At 64.2% G+C, this 26,266-nt stretch carries 26 protein-coding genes and 1 pseudogene; 6 read left to right on the forward strand and 21 right to left on the reverse strand.

All coding sequences use genetic code 11. The features are described 5' to 3' along the window. Positions 1-469: 469 nt before the first annotated feature. The 3 genes from ACZ46Y_RS03770 to ACZ46Y_RS03780 all read right to left on the reverse strand — a co-directional run bounded on the left by ACZ46Y_RS03770 (position 470) and on the right by ACZ46Y_RS03780 (position 3,088). On the reverse strand, positions 470-1,435 hold the full coding sequence (locus ACZ46Y_RS03770; protein WP_311957671.1) for a pirin family protein: 966 nt from the start codon (positions 1,433-1,435) through the stop codon (positions 470-472). 113 nt (positions 1,436-1,548) lie between these two features. Then, positions 1,549-1,977: a DoxX family protein gene (locus tag ACZ46Y_RS03775; protein ID WP_311957669.1), complete on the reverse strand. Its 429-nt coding sequence runs from the start codon at positions 1,975-1,977 to the stop codon at positions 1,549-1,551. 106 nt (positions 1,978-2,083) lie between these two features. Next, positions 2,084-3,088, reverse strand: coding sequence for a glutathione S-transferase family protein (locus tag ACZ46Y_RS03780; protein WP_311957667.1), 1,005 nt, complete (start codon positions 3,086-3,088; stop codon positions 2,084-2,086). A gap of 207 nt (positions 3,089-3,295) precedes the next feature. On the opposite strand from ACZ46Y_RS03780, the gene ACZ46Y_RS03785 reads away from it, so the two are divergent. Beyond that, positions 3,296-4,047 (forward strand): IS5 family transposase gene (locus tag ACZ46Y_RS03785; RefSeq protein ID WP_407650536.1). Its coding sequence is split into 2 segments (ribosomal slippage): positions 3,296-3,611 and positions 3,611-4,047, totalling 753 coding nucleotides; the frame shifts between segments, so codons are not numbered across the junction. Between the two features lie 13 nt (positions 4,048-4,060). Here the strand turns inward: ACZ46Y_RS03785 and wrbA are convergent. Then, on the reverse strand, positions 4,061-4,660 hold the full coding sequence (gene wrbA, locus ACZ46Y_RS03790; RefSeq protein WP_311884704.1) for an NAD(P)H:quinone oxidoreductase: 600 nt from the start codon (positions 4,658-4,660) through the stop codon (positions 4,061-4,063). 179 nt (positions 4,661-4,839) lie between these two features. Here wrbA and ACZ46Y_RS03795 point away from each other — a divergent pair, with 179 nt between their 5' ends. From ACZ46Y_RS03795 to ACZ46Y_RS03810, 4 genes and pseudogenes are all read left to right on the forward strand, one after another. Beyond that, positions 4,840-5,739, forward strand: coding sequence for a LysR family transcriptional regulator (locus tag ACZ46Y_RS03795; RefSeq protein WP_311955436.1), 900 nt, complete (start codon positions 4,840-4,842; stop codon positions 5,737-5,739). A 54-nt stretch (positions 5,740-5,793) separates the two neighbouring features. Further along, positions 5,794-6,162, forward strand: coding sequence for an MliC family protein (locus ACZ46Y_RS03800; RefSeq protein WP_311955438.1), 369 nt, complete (start codon positions 5,794-5,796; stop codon positions 6,160-6,162). A gap of 411 nt (positions 6,163-6,573) precedes the next feature. Beyond that, positions 6,574-7,941: an RNA-guided endonuclease IscB gene (iscB, locus tag ACZ46Y_RS03805; RefSeq protein ID WP_311955440.1), complete on the forward strand. Its 1,368-nt coding sequence runs from the start codon at positions 6,574-6,576 to the stop codon at positions 7,939-7,941. Positions 7,942-8,027: 86 nt separating this feature from the next. Beyond that, positions 8,028-8,273, forward strand: a pseudogene (locus tag ACZ46Y_RS03810) (glutathione S-transferase N-terminal domain-containing protein); the annotation flags it as partial. Between the two features lie 50 nt (positions 8,274-8,323). Here the strand turns inward: ACZ46Y_RS03810 and der are convergent. The 14 genes from der to trmJ form a co-directional block, all read right to left on the reverse strand. Continuing rightward, the gene (gene der / locus ACZ46Y_RS03815; protein WP_311955441.1) at positions 8,324-9,727 is read right to left on the reverse strand and encodes a ribosome biogenesis GTPase Der; all 1,404 of its coding nucleotides are present in this window, start codon (positions 9,725-9,727) and stop codon (positions 8,324-8,326) included. Further along, positions 9,724-10,890 carry an outer membrane protein assembly factor BamB gene (gene bamB / locus ACZ46Y_RS03820; protein WP_311955443.1) on the reverse strand — a complete coding sequence of 389 codons (1,167 nt, stop codon included), beginning with the start codon at positions 10,888-10,890 and terminating at the stop codon, positions 9,724-9,726. Before bamB ends, der begins: the two co-directional genes overlap by 4 nt. Further along, entirely contained in the window at positions 10,887-11,573 is a 687-nt protein-coding gene (locus ACZ46Y_RS03825; protein ID WP_311955445.1) for a YfgM family protein, read from the reverse strand. Before ACZ46Y_RS03825 ends, bamB begins: the two co-directional genes overlap by 4 nt. Positions 11,574-11,637: 64 nt before the next feature. Then, positions 11,638-12,906: a histidine--tRNA ligase gene (gene hisS / locus ACZ46Y_RS03830; protein WP_464380085.1), complete on the reverse strand. Its 1,269-nt coding sequence runs from the start codon at positions 12,904-12,906 to the stop codon at positions 11,638-11,640. An 81-nt stretch (positions 12,907-12,987) separates the two neighbouring features. Next, positions 12,988-14,103, reverse strand: a complete 1,116-nt coding sequence (ispG, locus tag ACZ46Y_RS03835) for a flavodoxin-dependent (E)-4-hydroxy-3-methylbut-2-enyl-diphosphate synthase (RefSeq protein ID WP_311955449.1) — start codon at positions 14,101-14,103, stop codon at positions 12,988-12,990. Positions 14,104-14,111: 8 nt separating this feature from the next. Further along, entirely contained in the window at positions 14,112-15,077 is a 966-nt protein-coding gene (locus tag ACZ46Y_RS03840; protein WP_311955450.1) for a RodZ domain-containing protein, read from the reverse strand. Positions 15,078-15,101: 24 nt separating this feature from the next. Then, complete coding sequence (pilW, locus tag ACZ46Y_RS03845; RefSeq protein ID WP_311955451.1) at positions 15,102-15,845, reverse strand: type IV pilus biogenesis/stability protein PilW; 744 nt, start codon at positions 15,843-15,845, stop codon at positions 15,102-15,104. 155 nt (positions 15,846-16,000) lie between these two features. Next, positions 16,001-17,086 (reverse strand): dual-specificity RNA methyltransferase RlmN, encoded by a 1,086-nt coding sequence (rlmN, locus tag ACZ46Y_RS03850; protein ID WP_464380086.1) that lies wholly within the window; start codon positions 17,084-17,086, stop codon positions 16,001-16,003. A gap of 180 nt (positions 17,087-17,266) precedes the next feature. Beyond that, the gene (gene ndk, locus ACZ46Y_RS03855) at positions 17,267-17,692 is read right to left on the reverse strand and encodes a nucleoside-diphosphate kinase (RefSeq protein WP_311955453.1); all 426 of its coding nucleotides are present in this window, start codon (positions 17,690-17,692) and stop codon (positions 17,267-17,269) included. 166 nt (positions 17,693-17,858) lie between these two features. Next, positions 17,859-18,185, reverse strand: coding sequence for a HesB/IscA family protein (locus ACZ46Y_RS03860; protein ID WP_311955455.1), 327 nt, complete (start codon positions 18,183-18,185; stop codon positions 17,859-17,861). 126 nt (positions 18,186-18,311) lie between these two features. Further along, positions 18,312-19,478: an aminotransferase class V-fold PLP-dependent enzyme gene (locus ACZ46Y_RS03865; protein WP_311955462.1), complete on the reverse strand. Its 1,167-nt coding sequence runs from the start codon at positions 19,476-19,478 to the stop codon at positions 18,312-18,314. 39 nt (positions 19,479-19,517) lie between these two features. Continuing rightward, positions 19,518-19,985 carry an Rrf2 family transcriptional regulator gene (locus ACZ46Y_RS03870; protein ID WP_311955464.1) on the reverse strand — a complete coding sequence of 156 codons (468 nt, stop codon included), beginning with the start codon at positions 19,983-19,985 and terminating at the stop codon, positions 19,518-19,520. A gap of 93 nt (positions 19,986-20,078) precedes the next feature. Next, positions 20,079-20,960 carry a serine O-acetyltransferase gene (gene cysE, locus ACZ46Y_RS03875; protein WP_311955467.1) on the reverse strand — a complete coding sequence of 294 codons (882 nt, stop codon included), beginning with the start codon at positions 20,958-20,960 and terminating at the stop codon, positions 20,079-20,081. A 75-nt stretch (positions 20,961-21,035) separates the two neighbouring features. Then, positions 21,036-21,821 carry a tRNA (cytosine(32)/uridine(32)-2'-O)-methyltransferase TrmJ gene (gene trmJ, locus ACZ46Y_RS03880; protein WP_311955469.1) on the reverse strand — a complete coding sequence of 262 codons (786 nt, stop codon included), beginning with the start codon at positions 21,819-21,821 and terminating at the stop codon, positions 21,036-21,038. Between the two features lie 237 nt (positions 21,822-22,058). Between trmJ and ACZ46Y_RS03885 the strand changes: the two genes are divergently transcribed. After that, entirely contained in the window at positions 22,059-22,853 is a 795-nt protein-coding gene (locus tag ACZ46Y_RS03885) for an inositol monophosphatase family protein (protein WP_311955471.1), read from the forward strand. Positions 22,854-22,949: 96 nt separating this feature from the next. Here ACZ46Y_RS03885 and secF read toward each other — a convergent pair whose 3' ends face one another. The 3 genes from secF to yajC form a co-directional block, all read right to left on the reverse strand. Continuing rightward, entirely contained in the window at positions 22,950-23,876 is a 927-nt protein-coding gene (secF, locus tag ACZ46Y_RS03890) for a protein translocase subunit SecF (RefSeq protein WP_311955473.1), read from the reverse strand. A 47-nt stretch (positions 23,877-23,923) separates the two neighbouring features. Continuing rightward, positions 23,924-25,777 carry a protein translocase subunit SecD gene (gene secD, locus ACZ46Y_RS03895; protein ID WP_311955476.1) on the reverse strand — a complete coding sequence of 618 codons (1,854 nt, stop codon included), beginning with the start codon at positions 25,775-25,777 and terminating at the stop codon, positions 23,924-23,926. Positions 25,778-25,906: 129 nt separating this feature from the next. Next, positions 25,907-26,236: a preprotein translocase subunit YajC gene (gene yajC, locus ACZ46Y_RS03900; RefSeq protein WP_311955479.1), complete on the reverse strand. Its 330-nt coding sequence runs from the start codon at positions 26,234-26,236 to the stop codon at positions 25,907-25,909. Positions 26,237-26,266: the final 30 nt, after the last annotated feature.

Raw genomic sequence — 26,266 nt, forward strand, 5'->3', positions numbered from 1 at the left:
ACCCCTTCCATCACTGACGGGACCATGCAGCTAGAAGCGGTCGCCGCCGCGGTCTTGGTGCCTGTGCTGTGTTATTTTCCTGCCAGTGGTGATTACGATGCTGCCTGTGCCGACTGTCATTGTGGTGATGCTGGTGCTGGCTATCGTGGCCGTGGTGATGCGGGTTGCTCGAGGTACGGCTGTCGTCCTGATGGGCCATGGCGTCACAAGCTGTTAGCACGGTAGCAGACGCGAACACAGCGGGCAGCTTTTTAAGCATTAGCATCCTCTTCCTGTTGACATTATTCAGGGTGCTTATTTATAACAATTACAAGCGCGTGATATAGCCTCAGCGCATGGTTTTCAGCGCTTTGGCCCACCGGGCCAGGGTCTCAAGCAGGGTTTGCGCGCTCTGCTCATGAAGCGCCGGGGGCGTGAACGTGCTTGCCGACCCAGCCGGGACGAGTGCTGGTTAGAATGATGGTCAGTTTCATCGCTTGGTCCTCTTGTCAGCTGCCAAGCGCCAGGGAAGGGGCGGCGGCATCAGCCGGTCGCCGTCGAATTCGGGAACTTCGCCGAATCGCGCAGCGCCGGCCACCCATTCTTGCTGCGCCTGCGAAATCTCGACTTTGCTGTGCCCGACGAAGTTCCACCAGATGAAGATCTCTTCGTTCAGCGGCTCGCCGCCCAGCAGCAGCACGCGGGTACTGGCGTCGAGTTCCAGCGCGATATCGTCGAGCCCGCAGCCCAGATAGGCCAGTTCGTTTGGCGCGAATCTATCCTGACCGATGCGCAGCCCGCCCTCGAGCACGAGCACGCCGTATTCGTAGTGGCTGTGCAGGTTCAGGCGGACGGTCGCCTCGGCGTCAGCGAACAGATCGGCGCCAACCAGCGGCGAGAAGGCGAGGATAGGCGCTTCCCGGCCGTTGAGCGCGCCGGTGAGCAGGGTAATATCGACGCCCTGTTCCTGCCACCGTGGCAGGTCGGCATAATGATCGAAGCGGGGCTGGGTGTGCCGATGGGCGTAGGGCAGCGCGACCCATAGCTGCGCCGCGTGCAGCCGGGATTCACTCGCGAGCGATTCTTCGGTGTGCGCAATGCCGCGACCGGCGGTCATCAAGTTGACTTCGCCCGGGCGAATGACCTGTTCGCTGCCGAGACTGTCACGGTGCAGGATGTTGCCGGCCAGCATCCAGGTGAAGGTCTGCAGCCCGGTATGCGGATGCGGGCCGACGCGCATGCCCTGACTGTCCACGGAAAATACCGCAGGCCCGGCGTGGTCCAGAAAGCACCAGGCCCCGATCAGGCGTCGCCCGCGCTGGGGCAGAACCCGATTGATGGGAATGCCGCCTACCTCAGCCGTACGCGACGCGAGGTGCTGAATCAGCCGTTGACCGTCAATGACGGGGCACTCGCGCGATTCGAACAGCGCAGGGTTTGATTCGGTGTTGCTCATGGCATCGGTGTCCTGGATAGATCGCTCAGCTCAGCTGCCGACCCGGATGATTGGCTCAACCATGTATTAAGGGCTTCGTATTAAGAACTTATCGTCAGTCGATAACCCAACAGTCAGCCAGCGTTCGGTTTGGCAGCCCTGGACTCAGGGTCATGTTTGGTCCGCAGTCGATCCAGGCTCCATTCACCACCGCCGGCGATGAACAGGTAGAGAAACACGAAAGAGTAAAAGACTGCCAGCTGACCACCGTTCGCCAATGGCCAGAAATCCTGCGGTGCATGCGCCATGAAATAGGCGACCGCCATGAAGCCCGAAAGCACAAAAGCGGTGGGGCGAGTGAGCAGGCCGATGAGGATCAAAAAGCCGCCCACCAGCTCGAGTATGCCGGCAGCTCCGCTCAGCGAGAACAGATCGAAGGGGGCACGCTGATCGACCGGGAAGCCAAGGATTTTCTGGCCCCCGTGCTGCATGAAAAGAAGGCCGGTCACGGCGCGAAGCAGGCTCAGAACATGCGGTTGCCACGTCGAGAAGAAGGTGGTCATTATCTTTTCCTTATGCTGTTGAAATAGGTTAAGAAACGCTGGTGTGCCCGGGCCTTGCTCAGCCCGGGCCCGCCGATGGTGCAAGGCTGCTATCACCACTGATAGCTCAGGTCTTCGTGCGCACGCCCCGCCCCGTCAGGCGCTCGCGGTCGTGGGGACGATCAAGGTCAAGAAGCGGCCCCTTGGGCACGATGCCGTTGGGGTTGATGGTGTCGTGGCTCATGTAATAGTGGCGCTGGATATGATCGAAGTTCACCGTCTCCTTGACCCCCGGCCACTGGTACAGCTCGCGCAGGTAGTGGGACAGGTTCGGGTAGTCTTCAATCCGGCGCAGGTTGCACTTGAAGTGGCCGTGGTAGACGGCGTCAAAGCGCACCAGGGTGGTAAACAGGCGAATATCGGCCTCGGTCAGCCACTCGCCGGCAAGATAACGGTGCTCGGCAAGCCGGGCCTCCATGCGGTCCAGCGCCTCGAACAGGGCCACGACGTGCGTCTCGTAAACGTCCTGCTCGGTGGCAAAACCCGCCTTGTAGACGCCGTTGTTGATGTGATCGTAGACATCGGCATTGACGCCATCGATGGTCTCGCGCAACTCTTGCGGATAGAAATCGAGCCGGTTACCGGTGAGCCCGTCAAACGCCCCGTTGAGCATGCGCACAAGCTCCGCCGACTCGTTGTTGACGATGCGCCCGTCGCGCTTGTCCCACAGCGCCGGCACTGTCACCCGCCCGGTGTACTCCGGGTTGGTCAGGGTGTAGAGCTGGTGATGATAGTCAACGCCGTTGACCGCATCGCCGCTGGAGCCTTCGTCCAGGTGGTAGGTCCAGCCCTTTTCTCGCATCAGCGGGCTTACGTGGGAGACGCCGAACAGCGGCTCCAGCCCCTTGAGTTTGCGCATGATCAGCACGCGATGCGCCCAGGGGCAGGCCAGTGACACATAAAGATGAAAGCGGTCCGCCTCGGCTGCCACACCAGGGTGACCATCCGCCGCAGGTTGACCGTCCGACGTCACCCAGTCGCGCAGCTTGGCGGATTCGCGCACAAACTCGCCGCCGTGCTTTTTGGTGTCGTACCACTGATCGTGCCATTCGCCGTTGATCAAAAGACCCATGGTGATTCACTCCGTATGCAAATTATCTGGGTGGGGTGTCAGGCCAGAAGCCGTGAGGGAGAGCGCTGCCCTCCCTCCACCACTCGGACTTAGCGGCCGAGCTTAGAAACTGAGCTTAGCGACTGAACTTAGCGACTGAACTTAGGGTGTGTTAACAATCATTAGTTTCGTTTAAACTGATTTAGTATTCATAGATTTTGGTGGGCCATGAGTCGGTTGAAGTTACGCGATGATCAGTGGGAGCGAATCGAGCACCTGCTCCCCGGCAAAGCCTCAGACTGTGGGGTAACTGCCAAGGACAATCGCCTGTTCGTGGAAGCCGTGCTCTGGATCGCTCGGACCGGCGCCCCGTGGCGTGATCTTCCCGAATCTTTTGGGCGCTGGCACACCGTCTACATGCGGTATAACCGTTGGTCACGAAAGGGCGTTTGGCAGCGTATTTTTGACACAGTAGCCGACGATCCCGATCTAGAGCAGCTGATGATCGACGGTAGCATCGTCAGGGTGCACCAGCATGGAGCGTCAAAAAAAACACGCAAGACGTCGAAGCCATGGGCAAATCTCGAGGCGGATTGAGCACCAAAATTCATGCCGCAGTCGATGCGTTAGGTAACCCAGTACGATTGGTTCTCACACCGGGCCAGGCGTCGGAGTATGGTGCTGCTCCCGCTCTACTGGAAGGTTTTTCCCCGCAAGCGGTGCTGGGCGACAAGGGGTATGACTCCACTGCTCTGCGGGACATGATTCAGGCCGCAGGTGCCGAGCCGGTGATTCCTCCGAAAAAGAATCGTTTGGCGCGCATTGAAGTAGACTGGCACTGTTACCAAGATCGCAATCTGGTGGAGAGGTTCTTTCAGAAAATCAAGAAGTTCCGGCGGTTATCTACACGCTATGAGCGACTGGCAAGAAACTACCAGTCACTCCTCTGCCTCGTGTCAGCCGCCATATGGCTGGCCTAATTGTTAACGCCCCCTAGCGACTGAGCTTTGCCGCCACCTTGGCCACGTGCTCGCCCTGGAAGCGGGCAATGGCCAGTTCGCGCTCGTCGGGCTGGCGCGAGCCGTCGCCGGCGGCAATGGTCGAGGCACCGTAGGGCGTGCCCCCGCCGACCTGAGAGATATCAAAAAGCTCAGAGGTTGCGTAGCCGATCGGCACAATTACCATGCCGTGGTGCGCCAGGGTGGTCCAGGTGGACGCAATGGTGGTTTCTTCACCGCCGCCGGTGCCGGTCGAGGTAAAGACGCTGGCCACCTTGCCCACCAGGCCGCCGTTGACCCAGAGGCCGCCGGTCTGATCGAGGAAGGTGCGCATCTGGCCGGACATGTTGCCAAAGCGCGTGGGCGTGCCGAAGATAACCGCGTCGTACTCGGCAAGTTCCGCCGGTGAAGCGACCGGGGCATCCTGATCGGTCTTGCCGCCGGCCGATGCAAAGGCGTCAGCCGGCATGGTTTCGGGGACGCGCTTGACCGTGACTTCGACGCCGTCTACCCGGCGTGCGCCTTCGGCGACGGTGTTGGCCATGGTTTCGATATGGCCGTACATGGAATGATAGAGCACCAGTACCTTGGTCATTGTTGTTGCCTCCTGGGGAATATCCCCTGCTGTTTGGTTTACAGAACCTAGCCTAGCTGTTCTATTGCGTGAGAAAGTGGCACTATTCCACGCATAAAGAACGGATAATTCGATCAATTGCCGTATCGTTCGGCCATGCGCGGTGATATCCAGCCAGCGCATCGATCCGCGAGTGTTTCATGATCCAGAGAGTTCCCCGTATCAGCCTCGAGCAGTGGGCGATACTGCAGGCGGTGGTGGATGAAGGCAGCTATGCCAGGGCCGCCGAGGCGCTCAGCCGCAGCCAGTCATCGGTCAGCTATGCGCTGAAAGGCCTGCAGGAACAGCTGCCTGTTGACGTGCTGACGATTCAAGGGCGCAAAGCGGTACTGTCGCCGGCAGGCGAAACGCTGCTGCGGCAAGCCCGGGTGTTGATTGAAGACGCCTTGAGTCTCGAGTACCTGGCCAGCAACCTGGCCGAGGGCTGGGAAACCGAGGTTCGCCTGGCGGTAGAAGCCATCTTTCCCACGGATCTGCTCAGCCGGGCCATGGCCGCTTTTGTGCCTGAGAGTCGGGCGTCAAGGGTGCAGCTCATCGAGTCGGTGCTGTCCGGCACCCAGGAGGCCCTGCTCAACGGGGAAGCGGATCTGGCCATTACCCACCGCCCTCCGCCCGGTTTTCTCGGGCAGCCGCTGCTGGACGTGACCTTTCTCGCGGTGGCCCATCCCCGGCATCCGCTTCACCAGCTCGAGCGCGACCTGACCCACCATGATCTGCGCGCCTATCGCCAGTTCGTGGTTCGGGATTCGGGGCTCAGGCGCCGTCAGGATGCGGGCTGGCTCGCCGCCGAGCAGCGCTGGACCGTCACCCAGCTCAACACCTCGGTGCAGTTCGTCAGGGACGGACTGGGGTTTGCCTGGCTACCCTACGGCCACATCCGGGAAGAGCTGGAAGCGGGCAGCCTGAAGCGCCTACCGCTGATCGAAGGCGGCCAGCGCAAGGAGGCGCTGTTTCTGGCCTACGCCAATCGCGACGCGGCAGGCCCGGCCACTCGGGCCCTGGCGCGCTCCCTGAAAGTGGCCTGCCGACAGCGAGGGTAAACCTTCTGTTACGCTGCACGCCCGCACCCCGTCATCGCCACCATGGAGATTCGCATGAAAATCCCTGCTTTTCTGACGCTTGCATCAACCCTGCTCGTTTCCGCCTGCGCCAGCACCCCCCAGGAGAAGGCGGATGCCCCAGCGCCCGAAGCGGCAGCGTCAACGGCCACCGTGCATACCTATCGGTGCGAGAGCGGCGAAACCATCGCCGCCGCTTATCCCTCCACCGACTCGGCCAGGGTCGAATACAAGGATCGTCGCGACGACATGCAAATCGCGGTTTCCGGCAGCGGCGCGCGTTACGCGGGTGACGATCTGGAATGGTGGACAAAGGGGATCAGCCCCGGCTCCGAGGGGATTCTTTTCCGTCACCTGGCCGACGGCACCACCGGTGAGCGCCTGGAGATCTGCGAGGCATCCTGAGAGAGCGGTCGGAAAGGGGCTCAGGGATGAGCGAGGCTCGTACAAGGCTTGCGCTGGCAGCATCGAGCCAGGTCATTACACCACACAGACTGAACAACGGGAGGCAGCATGGCACGGGTACTCTGTCAACTACCTCTGCCTAAAGGCAGAGGCTTGTGAAAGCAAGCCCGGTTGACCAGGGAAAGCGGTAGCCAGTCCGCTACGTTGATAATAGGTCGTCAAGACTCACCAGTGGATGCTTCCTCAGTCTGCTGCTCTGAAAGGTCGGGATCATGCTGGCGCAAGGTAAAATGCCGAAGGTCTTGACCGCTGCCGCCAAGCAGGAGCCGGTTATCGACATTCCCGAGGGGAGACAGGGCGCAAGCCCTGCGTCACAAGGCCCGTAAGGGCACTTATCAAGGAGGAAATCGCATGGCGGTTTTCGTATTGGACAACCGCAAGCAGCCGTTGATGCCGTGCAGCGAAAAGCGTGCTCGGTTGCTGCTGGAAGACGGTCGCGCCGTGGTGCATAAACGCTACCCGTTCGCGATCCGGCTCAAGGATCGGGTGGGCGGCGACACACAACCGCTGCGTTTGAAGCTTGATCCGGGTAGCAAGACCACGGGGCTGGCGGTGGTGCGTAAAGCCGGCGACGGCCAGCATGTCCTGTGCCTGTTTGATCTGGTGCATCGCGGCTTTCAGATCAAAAAAGCCCTGGAGCAACGCGCCACGTTTCGGCGTCGCCGCCGCTCGGCCAATCTGCGCTACCGCGCCCCGCGCTTTGATAATCGCATTCGGCCCAAAGGTTGGCTGCCCCCTTCATTGCAGCATCGGGTCGATACCGTCACAGCTTGGGTGGAACGGCTACGCAGACTCGCTCCCATCACCGCGCTGGATCAGGAGTTGGTGCGCTTTGATACCCAGCGGCTCGACAACCCCGAGATAAGCGGCGTTGGATACCAGCAAGGGACGCTGTTGGGGTACGAGGTGCGCGAGTACCTATTGGAGAAATGGGGCCGGGAATGTGCCTATTGTGGGGCCACGGACACACCGCTGGAAATCGAGCATGTTGAACCACGCAGCCGTGGCGGTTCCAACCGCGTCAGCAACCTGTCATTAGCCTGCCATGCCTGCAATCAAGAAAAGGATCGGCAAGCATTGACTGATTTTTTTGCCACGGCGAGGGGGCTTCGTCGCCGCTTGAAACAACATGGACATACCGCTGACATACGGCTTGAGCGAGTACAGCGCCAACTCAAGCAACCGCTACGCGATGCCAGTGCGGTCAATGCGACCCGTTGGGCGCTGTTCACCGCGCTCAAGGCCATCGGCTTACCTGTCACGGTCGGCACGGGTGGCCGTACCAAATACAACCGCCAGCGCCTCGGTATTCCCAAAACTCACGCCCTGAATGCCGCTTGCGTCGGCCCAATGGACGCCCTGCACCACTGGCAGGTGCCCACTCTGACGATCAAAGCCACCGGGCGCGGCGGTTATCAACGCACTCGGCTGACTCGACACGGTTTTCCTCGGGGTTACTTGATGCGCCAAAAGCAGGTTAAAGGCTTTCAAACGGGCGATATGATCACGGCCCTCGTGCCCACAGGTAAGAAAGCCGGCACGCATATCGGTCGTGTGGCCGTGCGCAAAACCGGCAGCTTCAACATCCAAACCCAACAAGGGGCAGTGCAAGGCATTTCGTACCAATACTGCACCCTGATTCAACGCGGTGATGGCTACGGCTATCACTCCACACCATCCATTAACCACCAGGGAGGAGCGGGACAGACGGTGGTGTAGTCCAGGTCGCCCTGCGGGCGACGCGTTATCCCTCCCGGCACTCAACGTACCGGGTATCCCGCGCAAATTCTGATGAACTCTGCGGCATCGAGGAAGGGCTGCGTTTCTCGCCTTTCTGCTGGCGGATTCGCTATGCGCTGGCGCACAAGGGGCTCGAGGCGGAGACGCGACCCTGGCGCTTCACCGAGAAGGAAGCGCTGGCCTTCGCCCGCCACGACAAGGTGCCGGTGCTGGTCGACGGGGACGAGGTCGTCACCGATAGCTACGCGATCATGAGCTATCTGGATCGTCGCTACCCCGAGGCGCCGCTGCTGGGGGAAGGCATGGCCGAGACGCCCGGCGCATTGTCGATGTCGAGAAGGGCTAGCGATGTCGAGAGTGCCTAGCGGCGCCGTTTGCGCGACTCCCGGGTGCGGTTGAGCTCGCGCTTTTTGGCCTTGGCCTTGTCGCTTGAGTCGGCCATGGGGTCGTAGGGGTTGTCCCCCGAGCGAAACTCGAAGCGCATGGGCGTGCCGCGCACCTTGAGCACCTTGCGGAAGGTGTTGGTGAGGTAGCGTCGGTAGGCGTCGGGCAGCGCGCCGGTCTGGTTGCCGTGGACCACGATGATCGGCGGATTGCTGCCGCCCTGGTGGGCCATGCGCAGCTTGATGCGCCGGCCGTGAACCATCGGCGGGGCGTGCTGAGCGACGGCGTCCTGGAGCAGGGTGGTCAGCCGGTTGGTGGACCAGCGGGCGTTGGCGGCCTCGAAGGCGCGCTCGACGGACGGGTAGAGATCGCCCACTGCAGTGCCGTGCAGCGCGGAGATGAAGTGCAGCTCGGCGTAGTCGGCAAAGCCCAGCCGGCGCTTGATCTCGGCGCGCATCTTGTCCCGGGCCTCGCTCTCAAGCCCGTCCCACTTGTTCACCGCCAGCACCAGCGCCCGGCCGGTGGTGAGCACGTAGTCGAGCAGATGCAGGTCCTGCTCCACCAGCCCGGTGCGGGCGTCGAGCACCATGACCGCGACGTGGCATTCCTTGATGGCTTCCAGCGCCTTGATGATCGAGAACTTCTCGGTGGCTTCGCGCACGTTCTTGCGCCGCCGCACGCCGGCGGTATCCACCAGCACGTAGGGCTTGCCGCGCCGCTCGAAGGGGATCTCGATGGCGTCCCGAGTGGTGCCGGCCTCATCAAACACCACCACACGGTCTTCGCCAAGCAGGCGGTTGACCAGCGTCGACTTGCCCACGTTGGGCCGGCCGATCACGCCGATGCGGATGCCCTTGGTGCCGGTGTCGGCGGGGATCGACTCGTCGCGCTCGGGAAACGGCTCGAGTACCTGATCGACCAGCGCGGCGACGTTGCGCCCGTGGGCGGCGGCAATGGCGTGAGGGTCGCCAAGGCCCAGGGTCCAGAAGTCGGCCATGGCCGAGTGCTCTTCCAGGCCGTCGGTCTTGTTGACCACCAGCCAGGTCTTTTTCTGATTGACCCGCAGGTGGTTGGCGATGGCTTCGTCGGCGACGTTGAGCCCCGCCCGGGCGTCCACCATGAACAGCACGATATCGGCTTCGTCGATGGCGGCCAGGGACTGCTCGGCCATGGCCGCGTCGATGCCGTGCTCGTCGCCGCTGATGCCGCCGGTGTCGATGACCGTGTAGGCTTTGCCGCCGAGCATGCCGTTGCCGTACTTGCGGTCCCGGGTCAGGCCGGGAAAATCGGCCACCAGCGCGTCGCGTGAGCGCGTCAGGCGATTGAACAGGGTGGATTTACCCACGTTGGGGCGGCCGACTAGCGCAATAACCGGTGTCATGGGGAGACGTCCAGAGTTTCCAGGGTGCCGTCGTTGGCGAGCACGTGAATCGTGCCGCCTTCGGTGACGGGGGTGATGCTGATGCCGGAGCGGTCAACGCGGGTGCGCCCCACAAGCTCGCCCTGGCGGGCGTCGAGCAGGTGCAGATAGCCTTCGAAATCTCCCACCACCAGGCGGCCGTCGGCAAACGCCGGCGCGGTTAGCCAGCGGCCGGTGAGGTCGTCGTTTTGCCACACTTCATCGCCGCTCTGGGCGTCCAGGGCAAGCACGCGGCTGTCGTCGGTGACCACGAACAGATAGTCGCCCACCAGCAGCGGCGTATGCCGGCTGGAGAGCTCGCGCTCCCAGATCAGCTGGCCGCGGGTGGCCTCCAGGGCAATCAGGCGGCCGTTATAGCTGGTGACGTAGAGCCGGCCATCCGGGGTCAGCAGCGGCTGGCCGGTCAGATCCACCAGGCGGTCGACTTCGGTGCGCCCCTGGGGAATGGCCACCTGCTGCTGCCACAGCGGCTCGCCGGTGCGGTTGTCCAGGGTGACCAGGCGGCCGTTGGCAAAGCCGGCAAAGGTGACGGGGTCAATGGTCTGCGGCGTGCCGGTGCCGCGCAGGGTCAGCGACGGCGGGTTGCTTTCGTAGGACCAGCGGGTCTCCCCGCTCTGGCGGTCAAGGGCGGTGATCTGGCCGTCGGTGCTCTGCACGATCAGCAGGTCGCGGTTGGGCTGAGGAGCGGCCAGCACTTCGCTTGAGACCCGCGCGCGCCACTGCTCGCTGCCGTCTCCCTGCTTGAGGGCGATGACGTCGCCGTTCTTGCTGCCCAGATAAACGTGGCCGGCAATCGCAGAAAGCCCGCTGGAGACGGCGCTGTCGAGCGTGGTTTCCCAGTCGCGCTTGCCGCTGTCGGCATCCAGCGCCACCACCAGCCCGCGGGCGTCGGCGGCGAACAGCGTATCGCCGTCCCGGGCCGGCGTCAGCGGGTAGCGCGCTCGGCCAAGGCCCTTGCCGATGCCGGTGTCCCAGCGGGTATCAAGGGTGGAGGTAGCGTCAATGTCGGAGAGCGGCTTGGGCGTGTAAAGCGGCTCGCCTTTGCTGGCGCAGCCGGCCAGCAGGGCAATGGCGCCGGCGCCCAGCGTCAGGCGCAGGGTGCGGGAAAAACGGGTGGCGATCATGGCGTGGCCTCGCGGGTATCTGGAGTATCGCTGCCCAGGTCATCAAGTTTCAGCGTGACGCCGTAAAGGGGGCGGCCTTGCTCTTCGGTCAGCGCCTGCGCCTGCTGCCAGGCGGCGCGGGCCTCGTCGTTTTGACCGAGGGCGAAATAAGCGTCGCCGTGCACGCTGTGGCGCTGGGCGGCGAGCGGGGCGACCACGTCGTCTTCCAGCCGGCCGAGCGCCTGCTGCGCCTCGCCGGCGGCAACGTCAAGCCGCGCCAGGCGCAGCCGAGCCAGGCCCTGAACGTAGCCCCGCGAGGAGTCGTCAAGCGCCTGCTCCAAAGAGGCGCGGGCGCCGTCCAGGTCGTCCTGCTGTACCGCCAGGCGGGCGTCGAGCAGCAGCGCAAGCTCGGCGTAGAGCGAGCCGCCGTGGCTTTCGACCAGCTCGTCGGCGGTGCTGCGGGCGTTTTGCAGCGACTGCTCGTCGGCTGATTCGGCGGCATCCTGGCCGGCGGTTTCGGCAATCAGCTGCTGGTAGCGCAGGGACGCGGCTTCGGCCTGGCCGTCCTGGTAGTTCTGCCAGGCCTTGAAGCCAAACACGCCGGCGCCGGCGATTATCAGGCCGGCTACCAGCGAGGTGCCGTTTTCCTTCCACCAGCGCTTGATCGCGTCCATCTGTTCTTCTTCGGTTCTCAGCTCCGCCACGGGCGGCCTCCTTGAAACTGTCTATGACGGCTATGACGGGCAAGTTTCCACGCCGGCGAGCGGCTCAGGGGTTGGCCCGGGTGAATCCCAGCTGGGACGCCAGCGCAGGGGCCAGCTCGCTTTGCGCTACGCGCCGCTGCTCGCGGTCGTCGCGCAGAAATTTCAGCGTGGCGGCCTGTTCGGCGCGCTCGTCCTCGCCCAGCAGTATGGCCAGCGGGGCACCGCTCTTGTCGGCCTTTTTCATGCGGCTTTTAAAGCTGCCGCCGCCGCAGTGCAGGGTCAGGTTTAACTCAGGCAGGGCGGTTCGCAGCCGCTCGGCCAGGGCCAGCGCCTCGGGAGTCGCGGCGTCGTCCATGGGCACCAGATAGGCATCGCAGCCGCCAAGGGCTTCGTCGGGAATCAGCGCCAAGGTGTCGAGCAGCAGAATCAGCCGCTCGATGCCCATGGCAAAGCCCACCGCCGGGGTGGGCTTGCCGCCCAGCTGTTCGACTAGGCCGTCGTAGCGGCCGCCGGCGCACACGGTGCCCTGGCTGCCCAGCGCATCGGTGGTCCATTCGAACACGGTGCGCGAATAGTAATCCAGCCCGCGCACCAGCCGCGGATTGATCACGTAGCCGACGCCGGCGGCGTCGAGCATGGCCTTGAGGCGCTCGAAGTGCTCCCGGGAGGCCTCGTCCAGGTGATCGATGAGCCGCGGCGCGCCGGCGATCACCTCAGCTAGAGCCGGGTTCTTGGAGTCCAGAATGCGCAGCGGGTTGGTGGTCAGGCGGCGTCGGGAGTCCTCATCGAGCACCTCGAGGTGCTGCTCGAAGTAGGCCACGAGCATCTCGCGGTAGGCTGCCCGGGCCTCGGCCGAGCCCAGCGAGTTAAGCTCGAGGGTGACGTGATCGGCAAGCCCCAGCTCCTGCCACAGCCGCGCCGACAGCAGGATGACTTCGGCGTCGATGTCCGGGCCGTCGAGGCCGTAGGTTTCCACGCCGACCTGGTGAAACTGGCGGTAGCGGCCCTTTTGCGGGCGCTCGTGGCGAAACATCGGCCCCTGGTACCACAGCCGCTGGGTCTGGTTGTGCAGAAGGCCGTGCTGCATGGCCGCGCGCACGCAGCTGGCGGTGCCCTCCGGGCGCAGGGTGAGGCTGTCGCCGTTGCGATCGTCGAAGGTGTACATCTCCTTTTCGACGATGTCGGTCACTTCGCCGATGGAGCGGGCAAAAAGCGCCGTCTGCTCCAGAATGGGCGTGCGAATCTCGGCAAAGCCGTAGCGCGCCATCAGGTCGCGGATCCGGGCTTCAAAAAACTGCCAGCGCGGGCTTTCGTCGGGCAGCAGGTCGTTCATGCCGCGAATCGCCTGGATCTTGCGGGCGGTGTAGGGGGCTGCGGTCTGGCTCAATGGAAACTCCTTGTGTGTCGCAGCAGGCTACACGCTGCGGGCGATAGTATCTTCTTCGCGCTGCTGTTTTTCGCGCACCTTGTCGCGGATCAGCCGCTCAAGATCGTCAACGAGGTTGTCGTTGCGCAGCTTCTGCGCCGGCTTGCCGTCAAGATACAGCAGGTTGGCGGGGCTGCCGCCGGTGAGGCCCAGATCGCTCTCCTTGGCCTCGCCCGGGCCGTTGACGATGCAGCCGATGATCGACACGTCCAGCGGCGTCATCACGTCTTCCAGGCGCTCTTCGAGCTGGTTCATGGTGTCGATGACGTCAAAGTTCTGCCGCGAGCAGCTGGGGCAGGCGATAAAGTTGATGCCCTTGGTGCGCAGCTTGAGGCTCTTGAGCATGTCAAAGCCGACCTTGACCTCTTCCACCGGATCGGCGGCAAGCGATACCCGCAGAGTATCGCCGATGCCGTCCATCAGCAGCATGCCAAGGCCGATGGAGGACTTGACCGTGCCCGAGCGCAGCCCGCCGGCCTCGGTGATCCCCAGGTGCAGCGGCTGTTCGATGCGGCTGGCCAGATCGCGGTAGGCGGATACGGCCATGAACACGTCGCTTGCCTTGACGCTGACCTTGAAGTCGGGGAAGTCCAGCCGGTCAAGATGGTCAATGTGGCGCAGGGCGGACTCCACCAGCGCCTCAGGCGTGGGCTCGCCGTACTTGCGCTGCAGGGATTTTTCCAGCGAGCCGGCGTTGACGCCGATGCGCATGGGGATGCCGCGGTCCCGGGCGGCGCTGACCACCGCGCGCACGCGGTCTTCGCGGCCGATGTTGCCGGGGTTGATGCGCAGGCAGTCGACGCCCAGCTCGGCCACGCGCAGGGCGATCTTGTGGTCGAAGTGAATATCGGCTACCAGCGGTACGTTGACCGCCTGGCGGATGCGGCCGAACGCCTCGGCGGCGTCCATGCTGGGCACCGAAACGCGGACGATATCGGCGCCGGCGGTTTCCAGCTGGCGCACCTGGCGGACGGTGGCCTCGACGTCAAGGGTGTCGGTGTTGGTCATGCTCTGGACGGCAATCGGCGCATCGCCGCCAACCGGAACGTTGCCGACGTGGATCTGGCGTGAGGCGCGGCGTTGAATAGAGGACGGGGCGTGCATAGGGCGGATCACTCTCCCAGGGTAAAGCGGGCGACGTTATTGGCGCCGGCGTGCCGGGCAAGGTCGACGACCTCGCCCCGGTAGCGCAGTTCGACGCCGGTAGCGTTGCCGACGGTTAAACGAAACGGCGGCTGGCCTTCTACGCTTGCTTCGGTGCCGGGCTGCTGTAGCCCGACAAACACGCGCTCGTCGTGGGCATCGAAAATTTCCGTCCACGACTGCTGATTGAACGTCAGCGCCAGGGTGGTGGCGTCGGCGCCGCTGTCGGCGTCGGCGCTGGAGTCTTCGGCTTCATCGGCGCCGGCCACGCGGGTGGCGGCGGCCAGGGCGCTATCCGACGGTGCGGCGGGAGCGGTGTCGGCGGAGCCTGTTTCGACAGAGTTCTGGACAGAGTCGGCTTCGGCAGCGCTGTCGGCGTTAGCCGTGGTTTCAGCGGCGCTTTTGGCGGCGGCGTCAATCTCGTCTGTGGCGTCGTCGGTAGAGGACGACGTTTCCGCCGCCGCCGAGGAGTCGGGCGCCGTCACGGCGCCGTCGTCCAGGCTCGGCGGGGCGTTCCCGCCGCGGCTTTGCCACCAGGTCACGGTGACGCCGATCAGCCCGGCGATGACTAAAAGCGTCACCAGCTTGAACAAAATGCCGCCCAGCCGCGAGGGCGGGCGGGTCACCGATACCGGCTTGATGTCGCGCGCGGTATCCGGGGCGCCGTGGCGTGCCTCGTAGGCCCTGAGCACCGGGGCGTCATCCATGCCCAGGTAGCGGGCGTAGGTGCGCAGATAGCCGCGGCGGTAGGTGGCCACGGGGATTTCGGCGTAATGATCCTGCTCCAGCCCTGAGACTACGGCCGGGCGCAGGTGCAGGGCGTGCGCGGCGTCCCTGAGGGCAATACCCTGGCGCTCCCGCTCCCTGCGTAACAGTTCGCCGGGGGAATCCCCGGGCTGATCGTCAGCGTATTCGTCGTTATGTGTGTCGCTCATGGCTGAGCATCCTCAAAACGGTGATCAGGGCGTATCGCCCGTGCTTGCAAGCTGGCGCCGATACTTGCCGGCGAGTTCGCTGTCGCCGCGCTCAAGGGCCAGCTCTGCGGCCATTTCCAGCGCTTCGCGGGTGGGCCGGCCAAGCCGCAAAAATCGCTGTAGCGGCGCCCAGGCCCGGGCGTGATTGCCCTGACGGTACTCCAGTTGGGCCAGCAGCCAATAGCTGCGTGCGTGGCGCGGGTCGATCTTGCTGGCCCGCACCAGGCTTTCCCGGGCACGCTGCGTCTGGTCCCTGGCGGTATAGCACTGTCCCAGATTAGTGAAAAGCCGCGCCCGGTGTTCGTACTGGGGATCCTTGGCTGCCGTTTCGAGCTGCTGGCAGGCGCGCTGATAATTCCCCTGCTGATAAAGAAAGGCGGCGTAGTTGTTGCGCGCGCGGGTAAAGTCCGTGTTGGCGGCGAGCGCCTTCTTGAACTGCTCGGCGGCCAGGTCGTTTTCGCCCTGACGCTGGTAGACAAGCGCCAGCGCCTGCAGCGTTTCGGGATTGCCGGGGTCAAGCTCTTCGGCCCGGTCCAGCGCGTTGAGCGCGCGCTTCAGGTTGTTCTGCTCCAGATAGGCAAGACCCAGCCGGGTGTAGGCGCTGCCGGCCTCCGGCGTATCCGGAGAGGAAAGCAACGACGAGGCGCAGCCGGACAGCCACAGCGTGCCGAAAAGAGCCAGAATGGCAGGCGCTTGGGCAATACGCGGTAGCGGGCGGCGGCAAAGCATCGGTATCCTCATGGTGGCAGTCCAAACGGCGCAGTGAGTCTTGGCGCAAAAGCGCGAAGCGACTCCTGCACCGCACCAAGGGCGCGTTTATCAAAGCGCTGTGCCCGGCACAAGTCAAGGCGGTGCTGGCTAGCTTTAGGCTGGTTGGCGTCAAGCTAGTTGGCGTCAAGCTGTACCGACTGAATGTAGCGGGCCTGGCGCTTGGTGCGATCCTTCACTCGGCCGACCAGCTGGCCGCAGGCGGCGTCGATGTCATCGCCCCGGGCCATGCGGATCGGCGCGGTGTAGCCCAGCTCGTCAAGCCAGCGCTGAAAGCGCACGCACTGGTTGCGCGACGGCGTTTCGTAGCCCGAGTGGGGAAACGGGTTGAACGGAATCAGGTTGATCTTGCACGGCAGCCCTTCAAGCACCTCGGCAAGCTCGGTGGCGTGTTCCTGCTGATCGTTGACCCCCGCAATCAGGGTGTACTCGACGGTGACCTGGCGGTTCTCCGGACTCTTGTCCAGGTAGCGCCGGCAGGCGTCCAGCAGCGTGGCGATGTTGTACTTGCGGTTCAGCGGCACCAGCTCGTTGCGCAGCTCGTCGTTGGCCGCGTGCAGCGAAATGGCCAGGCTTACGTCGATGTCGTCGCTGAGCTTGTCGATCTTGGGCACCACGCCCGACGTGGAAAGCGTCACCCGGCGCTTGGACAGGCCGTAGCCGTCGTCTTCGAGCATCAGGTGCATGGCCGGCACGACGTTATCGTAGTTGAGCAGCGGCTCGCCCATGCCCATCATTACCACGTTGGTCACCGGGCGCTGGCGGCTGTCGTTGCGCGGCACGTCGCTGCGCGAGGCCACCCATACCTGGCCGATGATTTCTGCGGCGGTGAGGTTGCGCTGAAAGCCCTGCTTGCCCGTGGAGCAGAAGCTGCAGTCAAGCGAGCAGCCCACCTGGGACGACACGCAAAGCGTGCGCCGCTTACCGTTATCCGCGGGGATCAGCACGGTTTCCACGTAGCTGCCGTCCTCGACTTCCAGTACCCACTTGCGCGTGCCGTCCTTGGAGGCGCCTTCGTAGACCACCGACGGGCCGCGCACCTCGGCCAGGCGCGCAAGCTTTTCGCGCAGCGCCTTGGACAGGTTGGTCATGGCGGCAAAGTCGTCGCAGCCTTCGTGGTGCATCCACTTCATCAGCTGGGCGGCGCGGAACTTCTTTTCGCCGATGGAGAGAAAAAACGCCTCCAGCTGCGCCCGGGACATGCCCAGCAGGTTGACGCGCTCGGGGGCCTGCCCCGGGGCGACGGACGTCGCGTCAGGGGAAGTGGTAGTAGATGCGTCTTGGAAAGCGGCAGTGGTCATGGCAGTCAGCGTCGGAAGAAAAGGCGGGAGCCGGGCTCCCGCGAAAATGGCCGGCAACGTGCAAGCTGCCTTGCAGCGCGCTTAGCGCGGGCAGATTTCGTCGTTGTCGAAGAAGTAGGCGATTTCGCGCTCGGCGCTTTCCACGGAGTCGGAACCGTGAACGGCGTTAGCGTCGATGGTTTCGGCAAAGTCGGCGCGGATGGTGCCGGCTTCGGCTTCCTTGGGGTTGGTCGCCCCCATCAGATCGCGGTTCTTGGCGATGGCATCTTCGCCTTCCAGCACCTGTACCACTACCGGGCCCGAGGTCATGAAGCCGACCAGATCGTTGAAGAAGGGGCGCTCCTTGTGCTCGGCGTAGAAGCCGCCGGCGTTGTCGTTGGAGAGCTTGATCATCTTGGCGGCAACGACCTTGAGGCCGGCTTTTTCAAAGCGGGCAATGATCTCGCCGATGGCATTTTTGGCGACAGCGTCGGGCTTGATGATGGACAGCGTGCGTTCGTTCGCCATGTAACAAATCTCCTGGATCGGACGTAAAAAATAGGGCGTAAAAAGTCGCGTTTAAAGCGAGAAGGCAAAGCACCGCCGCCGGTACGGCAGAACCGGGCCGGCGGCGGGGAGGCGCGATTATAGCGCTTCATCAAGGCCGTGAATACTGCCCGTGCCGGCCCCGCGGTTAGATGGTGAAGCTTTCGCCGCAGCCGCACTCGTCGGTGACGTTGGGGTTGTTGAAGCGAAAGTAGCGGTTGAGCCCTTCGTTGACGTAGTCGACTTCGCTGCCGTCGAGCATGGTCAGCGCGTCCGGGGCGACAAATACCTGGGCGCCGTGATCCTCGAAGTGGGCATCGTCCGGGGCGGCCTCGTCGGCAAAGTCGAGCACGTAGCTGTAGCCGGAGCAGCCCGAAGGCTTGACCGATACGCGCAGGCCAAGGCCTTCGCCGCGTTCGGCGAGGACGTGCTGAATCTGCTCGGCAGCAGCGGGCGTAATGTTGAGCGTGGCCATGGTGACCTCCTCCTGTTGAAGCCGTCGTTGTTTCTACTGTTGTTTCTACTGTTGTTTCTACTGTTGTTTCTACTGTTGTTTCTACTAGCTAGCGTGGTGACTCTTGGTGAACCGCGCCGCGGAGGGCTAAGCCGCCCGCAGGCCGGTGACGGCGTGCTGCAGCACGCCTACGGCGTGGTCGATATCGGCCTCGGTGGTAAAGCGACCGAAGCTGAAGCGAAGCGAGGCAAGCGCCAGCCGGCGCGGCACGCCGACGCCCAGCAGCACGTAGGACGGATCCACGCTTGCCGAGTTGCACGCCGAGCCGGTGGACACCGCCACGTCGCGCAGCGCCATCAGCAGCGATTCGCCGTCCACGCCGCCAAAGGCGACGTTGATGATGTTGGGCAGGCTTGCCTCGCTTGCCGCATTGCGATGAACGTCTTCCAGTTGGGCAAGCCCGCCGAGAAAACGTTCGCCCAGCGCCGCGATATGCGCCTGGTCGGCCTCGCTTTCCTGAATCATCAGGGCAAAGGCCTCGCCCATGCCGGCAATCTGGTGCGTGGGCAGCGTACCCGAGCGCATGCCGCGCTCGTGACCGCCGCCGTGAATCAGCGCCTCCACGCGGATGTCCGGGTGGCGCTTGACGTAGAGCGCGCCCACGCCCTTGGGGCCGTAGGCCTTGTGCCCGGAAAGCGACATCAAATCGATACTCTGGGCGCCGACGTCCAGCGGTACGCGGCCGATGGCCTGGGCGGCGTCGGTATGGAAGGCCGCGCCAAACTCGTGAGCAACGTCGGCAAGCGCCGCCGTATCGTTAACGCTGCCAAGCTCGTTGTTGACCGTCATCAGGGATACCAGCGCGGTGTCGTCGCGCATGGCGCCGCGCAGCTGCTCGGGGGTAACGCGGCCGTCGCCGCCGGGCGTTAGCCAGGTCACCTCGAAGCCTTCGGCCTCGAGGGCATGTGCGGTATCCACCACGGCCTTGTGCTCGATGACGGACGTCACCAGGTGCATGCCGCGCTCGCGATTGGCGCGCATGAACCCGGTGAGCGCCAGGTTGTCGGCCTCGGTGGCGCCGCTGGTCCAGACGATTTCGCGCGGGTCGGCGCCGATGGCGTCGGCCACCTGGCGGCGCGCCTGCTCGACCACCTGTTCGGCCTGCCAGCCCGGCATGTGGCTGCGCGAGGCGGGGTTGGCGTAGAGCTGGTCAACCGTTAAATAGCGCTGCATCACCGCGGCTACGCGGTCATCCACCGGCGTAGTGGCGGCGTAGTCAAGATAAACGGGCAGCGTGGGTGTGGTTTGTGGCATCTTGATTCACATCGGTCAGTGGGCGCGGGCAGGCTGGCGCTAGGGGGCTGACGCGAGAATGGCGTCGTCCACGCGCACCTGCTGGCGCCGGGCAATATGCTGTATATCGGGGCGCGCCGACAGCTGTTCAAGCGTCACCGCGTCGAGAAACCGGCGGATCTGCCCGGAAAGCTCGCACCACAGGTGGTGGGTCAGGCAGGTGTCGCCCTGCTGGCAGTCGGAAAGTCCCTGGCAGCGGGTGGCGTCCACGCTTTCGTCGACGGCGTCGACGATGCTGGAAACGCAGATGGCGCCAGGCGCCTGCGCCAGCAGGTAGCCGCCGCCGGGGCCGCGCACGCTGTTGACCAGGCCGGCCCGGCGCAGCCGGGCAAACAGCTGCTCCAGATAGGCAAGCGAGATGTCCTGGCGCCGGGCGATATCGCCAAGGCTGATAGGCGCGGTATCGGCGTTGATCGCCAGATCCAGCATGGCGGTAACGGCGTAACGTCCTTTGGTGGTTAAACGCATAGGCGGTTCAAACGCATAACGGACCCCGGCTGCTCCACATGAGCGCGCTGATGGCAAAATCTGGCCCATTATGGGAAAGCCCGAGCGCAGGGGTCAACCTTTGCCCGAGGCGTCGTCGGGCGTATCTTCGCTTTCGCTGCCGGGCGAGCGGGTCCGCCTGCGGTGGTTGGCCGTGTGGTCGGCGCATTCGCTGGCGGCTTCGCCGAGCACGTCGGCAAAGTCTTCGCTGCGCAGCTCCGGCAGCTCGCCCTTGCGGTAGCTGGTATCCAGCCGGGTCAGGGTCGAGCACATTTGCTCGATGCGCTCATCTACCGCGTGCATGTGGTCGAGCATGGCCTGCATCGAGCGGGCCACCGGGTCGGGCATATCCTGGCTGACGCCGTAGGCGTCAAAGCCGAACTTCTGGCGCATGGCCTCGCGCCGGTCGGGGTCGACGTCCATGGACTGTTCGGTGTCGGGCTCGGCGCGCTTGACGATCTTGCCGGGTATCCCCACCACCGTAGCGCCTTCGGGGACGTCCTTGGTGACCACGGCGTTGGAGCCGACCTTGACCCCGGCGTCAAGGGTGAGCGGGCCGAGTATCTTGGCCCCGGCACCGATGATCACGCCGTCGCCCAGGGTCGGGTGGCGCTTGCCCTTGTGCCAGCTGGTGCCGCCCAGAGTGACGCCGTGGTAAAGGGTGACGTCGTCGCCGATCAGCGCGGTTTCGCCGATGACCACGCCCATGCCGTGGTCGATGAAAAAGCGCCGGCCGATGGTGGCGCCGGGGTGAATCTCGATGCCGGTTAAAAAACGGGCAAAGGTCGAAAGCGTCCGCGCCAGCCACTTGGCGCCCTTGTTCCACAGCCAGTGGTGGAAGCGGTGCAGCAGCAGGGCGTGCAGGCCGGGGTAGTTGGTCAGCACTTCAAAGAAGTTGCGTGCGGCCGGATCGCGGACAAACACGCTGTTGATATCTTCGCGCAGGCGTTTAAACATGCGACCTTTCCTTTAGTGGGTGGGCGTCCGGCGGCGAGGCCAGAGGCAATAGACTGGCGGCGCCGAGCGCCGGATTCAAGGGCGCGGCGGCCGGTCGGCCCTGTCGGCGGCGGTCTTGTCCGTCGCCGACAGGATGCCGCGCAGGATATTGAGTTCGATCCGGCGCGGGCGGGCGCGCAGGTACAGCCGGCGCAGGCGGGCCATGAGCTGGCGCGGCTTTTGCGGGTCGTGAAAGCCGATGGTCGTCAGGGTCTGCTCGAGGTGGGCAAAGTAGCGTTCCAGATCGGCGTGGGAGGCGCGCTGCTCGTCGGCCCCAAGGGATGCTTCCGCCTCGTCGGCATCGCTGCCCCCGGATGACGCCTGCTGCTCGAGCCACGCCAGGCGGCATTCGTAGGCCACTACCTGAACCGCGGCGGCCAGGTTCAGCGAGCTGAAGTCGGCGTTGGTGGGAATATGCACGTGGGCGTGGCAGCGGTGCAGCTCGTCGTTGGTCAGCCCGCTGTCTTCGCGACCGAATACCAGGGCGATGCGCGCGCCCTCCTGGCGGCACTCGTCGGGCAGGCGCCGGCCGAGCTCCCGGGGGGAAAGCATCGGCCAGGGCAGGGTGCGCGAACGGGCGCTGGCGCCGACCACCAGAGTGCAGTCGGCCACGGCCTCGTCAAGCGTCTGGCTCACCCGGGCGCCGTGGAGCAGGTGATCGGCGCCCGAGGCCCGGGAAATGCTGTCCTGATGGATGACCTCGCTGCGCGGGGCGACCAGCGCCAGATCGCTAAGCCCCATGTTGTGCATGGCGCGGGCGACACCGCCGATATTGCCGGAGTGGCTGGTGCCGATAAGGACGGTGCGAAGGCGCTCGAGCATGGCGTGACTCAACGGTTGGATCGAAGGGCGGAGAGGGCGCAAGTTTAGCACGACTGCATGGCGCCCGGGCACGGGCTCTGCTAGAATCGCCGCCCAGCGCGGCACCGCCTGCCGCCCCGCGCATTCTGCGCTGCATTGTTATCCTTTAGTGGTTATCCGCTAGTGCTTGATCAGGTACTGCCTGCACCGTTCTTTAACAGCCCTGTCTTTCCCCTTATCGTCACAAGGTTCTCGCCCATGAATCCGATGGTCCAGTTCACGCTGCGCGCCACGCGCAAGGCCGCTGATCAGTTTTTACGTATCCGCGAGCGTATTGAAAACGCTCACGACGAAGCCAATCTCGAGCGCCTGTTGGCTGATGCCGCCGGCAAGGCCGAGGCCATCATTGTCCAGCAGCTCGAGCGCGGCTATCCCGAGCACGGCGTCGTCGGGCGCTTTACCTCGCACCGCGAGGGGGAAGGCGAAGGGCGCGATACCGTCTGGCACATCGAGCCCATGCACGGCTACTCCAGCCTCGCGGTCGCCGGGGCGGACTTCGCGATCTCGGCGGTCTGCCGGGTAAAAGGCCGGTCTGAGCACGCGGTGATCGTCTGCCCCTTTGCCGACGACGAATACCTAGCCACCCGGGGCGGCGGCGCCCAGCACAACGGCAAGCGCATGCGCGTGAGCAAACCCAGCGCGGTAGCCGGCACGCGCACGGCGCTGAGCCTGCCGCCGGCCTGGCTGCGCCGCCGCCATCTGCCCGCCTACCAGACGCTTACCCAGCAGCTGGGCACGGACGTGGACACGCTGATCGCCTCGGGGAGCGGCCTGCTGGATATCTGCGAAGTGGCCACCGGCCGGGTCGACAGCGCCTTTGTGGTGGGCCTCGAAGAGCAGGACTTGTATGCCGGCACGCTGCTGCTGAAGGAAGCCGGCGCGCTCATCGGCACCCCGGACGGCCAGCCCGCGATCAAGCCCGAAGGCGTGCTGATGGCCGCCGGCCCGCGCCTTTACAAGGCCCTGGTCAAGCAGCTGACGCCGCACTTCTGATCGTCAGCCGCGCTTCCGGTTGATTGACATTGTCATAAAAAAGCCCCTGCCGGTGCGTCCGGCAGGGGCTTTTGCGTTGCAGGGGAGACGGTCGAGTTACGGCAGTTCCTCTTCCTCGTCGTCCTGGGTTTTCTGCGGCGGGATCAGGTCTTCGCGGCTGAGCTTAAGCGGAATCAGCAGCGCGCCGGAGATGTAGACCGAGGAGAACGTCCCCACCACGATGCCGATGAGCAGGGCGATGGCGAAGTTCTCGATCATGTCGCCGCCGAGAAACAGCAGAGCGAGCAGCACCAGCAGCGTGGTGCCCGACGTGGCCAGCGTCCGCGACAGCGTAGCGTTGATCGCCTCGTTGAAGATCTGCGCCATATCGGTGATCTGGGATTTGCGAATGGTCTCGCGAATGCGGTCGTAGACCACGATGGTGTCGTTCAGCGAGTAGCCGATGACCGCGAGTATGGCCGCCAGCACCGTCAGGTCAAACTCCAGCCCGAACAGCGCAAACACGCCGATGACCACGACCACGTCGTGCATCAGGGCGAGCAGCGCGCCGACGGCAAACTTGTACTGGAAGCGCAGCGCCACATAGAGCATGACCACGCCCAGCGCCACCAGCATGCCAAGACCGCTCTGGTCGCGCAGCTGGTCGCCCACCTGAGCGCCGACGAACTCGGCGCGCACCAGGTCGACGCTGGCGCCGCTATCGCGCAGCAGGGTAACGATGTCGTTGCCCACCTCGGCATCGAAGGCCTGCTTCAGGCGAATCAGTACCTCGGTTGAGGCGCCGAAGGTCTGCACGGCGACGTCCTCGAAGCCGTTTTGCTCGAGTATCTGGCGAATGCCGTCAAGCGCCGGGGCGCTTTGGTAGCGCACCTCGATCAGGGTGCCGCCGGTAAAGTCCAGCCCCAGGTTGAGCTGCTGGGTGAACATGGCGCCAATCGCTACCAGCAGCAGGATGCCGGAGAGGATAAACGCCCAGCGGCGCCCCCCCATGAAGTCGATTTGCCGGTTTGTCAGGGATTTCATTACCACCTCTTAAGTCTGTGCTGTGCGCCGGGAGTCGGATCCAGGGTTTAAATCCAGAGCTTTTTCACCGGCTTGCCGCCGTAGGTCAGGTTGACCATGGCGCGGGACACCAGCAGCGCGGTAAACATGGAGCTCAAAATGCCGATGGACAGCGTGACGGCAAATCCCTTCACCGGCCCGGTGCCGATCGAGAACAGAATGATCGCGACCAGCAGCGTGGTGATGTTGGCATCGATGATCGAGGTGAAGGCGCGCTCGTAGCCGGCGTGGATCGCCTGCTGGGCGGACAGCCCGTTGCGCCGCTCTTCGCGAATGCGCTCAAAGATCAGCACGTTGGCATCCACCGCCATCCCCAGGGTGAGCACGATACCGGCGATGCCCGGAAGCGTCAGCGTCGCGCCCAAAAGCGACATGACCGCGACGAGCAGCGTCAGGTTGAACGCCAGGGCGATGTTGGCAAATATCCCGAACACCTTGTAGCGCAGCAGCATGAAGGCGACGACCAGCAGCAGGCCCAGCTGAACCGAGAGCAGGCCGCGCTCGATGTTTTTCTGCCCCAGGCTCGGGCCGATGGTGCGCTCCTGGGCAAAGTAGATGGGCGCGGCAAGCGAGCCCGAGCGCAGCAGCAGGGCAAGCTCCGAGGACTCGGAAGATGACTCCAGCCCGGTAATGCGGAAGCTGTTGCCAAAGGCGCTCTGGATGGTCGCCAGGCTGATGATGCCGCGCTCGACGTAAGGATCGCGGACCGTTTTGGTTTCCCCGGTTTCCGGGTCGGTCACTTCGCGGTCTTCGCTCTTGTGCTCGATGAACACCACCGCCATGTTGCGGCCGATGTTGGCCCGGGTGGCGCGGTTCATCAGCGTGCCGCCGGTGCCGTCGAGGTTGATGCTGACCTGGGGGCCGCCGTTTTCATCAAAGCTCTGGCTGGCGCTGGACACGCTGTCGCCGCTGATGATCACGTCGCGCAGCACCGTGGCGTCGCGCTCGGGGCTGCTGCGAAAGGCGATGGTTTCGGTTTCGCGATCCGGGGTGTCGGAGCGCGCCTCCAGGCGGAACTCCAGGTTGGCCGTGGCGCCGACGATGCGCTTGGCAGCGGTAGTGTCCTGAACCCCGGGCAGCTCAACGACGATGCGGTTGGGCCCCTGGCGCTGGACCTTGGGCTCGGCCACGCCCAGCTCGTTGACGCGGTTGCGCAGCGTCGTGAGGTTCTGGTTGATGGCGTAGTCCTGGATCTCGTTGACCTTCTGGTCGGTGAGCGCCATGGAAAGCGTCGCCCCTCGGCCGTCGCCTTCGCTCTGATAGTCAAAGTCGGGAAATTCCTGGCGGATCAGCCGGCGGGCGTCGTCGCGATCCTCAGCGCTGGCAAACTCCAGCGACAGCGAGCGGTCGTCGATCTCGGTATTGCGGTAGCGGATGCGCTCGTCGCGCAGCAGCTCGCGCATGGCGCTGGCGTTGACTTCCAGGCGCTGGGTGAGAGCGGCTTCCATGTCGACTTCGAGCAGGAAGTGAACGCCGCCGCGCAGGTCGAGGCCGAGCGTCATGGGGGAGGCGTTGAACGCCTTGAGCCAGCCAGGCGTGGCCTCGGCGAGGTTGAGCGCCACGGTCACGTCGTCGTCATCCAGGGTGTCGTTGATGAGGTCCCGGGCGCGCAGCTGGTCCTCGGCGTTGTTCAGCCGCAGCAGCCACTGGTCGTCCTGCTGCTCGGCGCGCTTGATGGCGATGTCGTTGTCTTTCAGGGCATCGGTAACGCGGTCACGCTGGCTTTCGCTCAGTGCACTGCCCTGGGTGCTGATCTGGACGGCGGGATCTTCGGGGAAGAGGTTGGGAAGCGAATAGATCAGCCCGGTCACCAACACGACCAGAATGAGTAGATACTTCCACAGGGGGTAACGGTTGAGCATGTAAGCCCTGCCTTGAATAACAAACGGAACGCTGCGCGCCGCCGGGCAGCGCGCAGCAAGGCGTGCCATCGTTCACCGTGGCATCCCTGCCGGGTGCTGGCTGGCGGCGCCCGGCAGGGCAGAGGCGGATCAGATGGACTTGATGGTGCCCTTGGGCAGCACGGCGGCCACGGCGCTTTTCTGTACGTTGACCGTGGTGCCGTCGGCCACTTCCATGCTCAGAAACTCGTCGCTGACCTTGGTGATGCGCCCGACCAGGCCGCCGCCGATGACGATTTCGTCACCCTTTTCCAGGTTGGCGATCAGCTGTTTGTGCTGCTTGGCGCGCTTGGCCTGGGGGCGCCACAGCAGGAAGTAGAAGATCACCACAAAGCCGACCAGCATGACGATCTGGGCGATGCCGCCACCGGCACCGCCGGCATCCTGGGCGTGGGCCGAGGAAATGAAAAAATCCAGCATTCAAAGCACTCCTGGGTTGACGAGCAAAAA

The sequence above is a fragment of the Halomonas garicola genome (genome assembly GCF_055382465.1).